Genomic DNA, 1,702 nt, shown 5'->3' on the forward strand with positions numbered 1-1,702 from the left:
GTTGGGGTTTTTGTTTGTGTGTGTTCCTCTCCCTTTTTTGTTCCCCCCCCCTCCCCCCACACCCGCGCGTGCCGCCGTCGCGGCTGGTGGACTACTCGATGACGTCCTCGTCAACCCAGTCCAGGGTGCGCTCAACAGCCTTGCGCCAGTTGCGGAACAGGCGCTCGCGCTCGGCCTCGGGCATCTTCGGCTCCCAGCGCGTGTCCTCAGCCCAGTTGTCGATGACGTCCTGGGTCCCGGACCAGAAGCCCACCGCGATGCCGGAGGCGTAGGCGGCACCGAGCGCCGTCGTCTCCGCCACGCGCGGACGCACCACCGGCACACCCACCTGGTCCGCCTGGAACTGCATGAGCAGCTCGTCGCGGGTCATGCCGCCATCAACCTTGAGCTCGGTCAGCGCCTGGCCGGAGTCGGCGTTCATCGCCTCGAGGACCTCGCGGGTCTGGAAGGCGGTCGCCTCCTCCACGGCCCGGGCGATGTGCGCCTTGTTGACGAAGCGGGTCAGGCCGACGAGCACACCGCGGGCGTCAGGGCGCCAGTGCGGGGCGAAGAGCCCGGAGAAGGCCGGGACGAAGTAGGCGCCACCGTTGTCCTCGACGCTGCGCGCCAGCTCCTCGACCTGCTTCGACTCCGTGATGATGCCGAGGTTGTCGCGCAGCCACTGCACGAGCGAGCCCGCCACCGCGATCGAGCCCTCCAGGGCGTACACGGGAGCCTCGTCCCCGATCTGGTAGCACACGGTGGTCAGCAGGCCGTTCTCGCTGCGCACCGGGGTGGTGCCGGTGTTCATCAGCATGAAGCAGCCGGTGCCGTAGGTGTTCTTGGCCTGTCCCTTCTCGAAGCAGGCCTGACCGAAGGTGGCCGCCTGCTGGTCGCCGAGGATGCCGCTGATCGGGGTGTCCACCAGCAGGCCGTTCTTGCGGCCGTAGCCGAACACTCCCGAGGAGGGGCGGATCTCCGGCAGCATCGACATGGGGATGCCCATGTCCGCGCAGATCTCCGGGTTCCAGTCCAGGGTGTCGATGTTCATGAGCATCGTGCGCGAGGCGTTGGTGACGTCGGTGGCGTGCACACCGCCGTTGACGCCACCGGTGAGGTTCCACAGGGTCCAGGTGTCCATGGTGCCCATGAGCAGGTCGCCGGCCTCGGCGCGCTCGCGGGCGCCCTCGACGTTCTCCAGGACCCACGTGACCTTGGGGCCGGAGAAGTAGGTGGCCAGGCCCAGGCCCACGCGGTCCTTGTACTTGTCCGGTCCCTCGTCGCCGGCCAGGCGGTCGCAGATCTTCTGGGTGCGGGTGTCCTGCCACACGATGACGTTGTAGACGGGCTCACCGGTGTTCTTGTCCCACACGACGGCGCTCTCGCGCTGGTTGGTGATGCCCACCGAGGCGATCTCGTGGCGGTTGACCTCCGCCTTCGACAGGACCCCGGCGACGACGGAGCGGATGTTCTCCCAGATCTCGATCGCGTCGTGCTCGACCCAGCCGGCGCGCGGGAAGATCTGCTCGTGCTCCTTCTGGTCGACGGCGACGATCTCACCGTCGTGGTTGAACAGGATGGCGCGTGAGGAGGTCGTCCCCTGGTCGATGGCCAGGACGTACTTCTTCTCAGCGGTGCTGTTGGGGCTCAAGGAAATGTCCTTTCACTGCGTTGTGAGGGGAGGTGAGGTCGGTGCGGTCGGTGCCGCTGGGACCGGGTGGCG

General features: G+C 67.6%; 1 protein-coding gene. It reads right to left on the minus strand.

The features are described 5' to 3' along the window. Positions 1-91: 91 nt before the first annotated feature. On the minus strand, positions 92-1,630 hold the full coding sequence (gene glpK, locus ACSJJR_RS09845) for a glycerol kinase GlpK (RefSeq protein ID WP_435943215.1): 1,539 nt from the start codon (positions 1,628-1,630) through the stop codon (positions 92-94). Positions 1,631-1,702: the final 72 nt, after the last annotated feature.

This window comes from Actinomyces sp. W5033, from assembly GCF_051303165.1.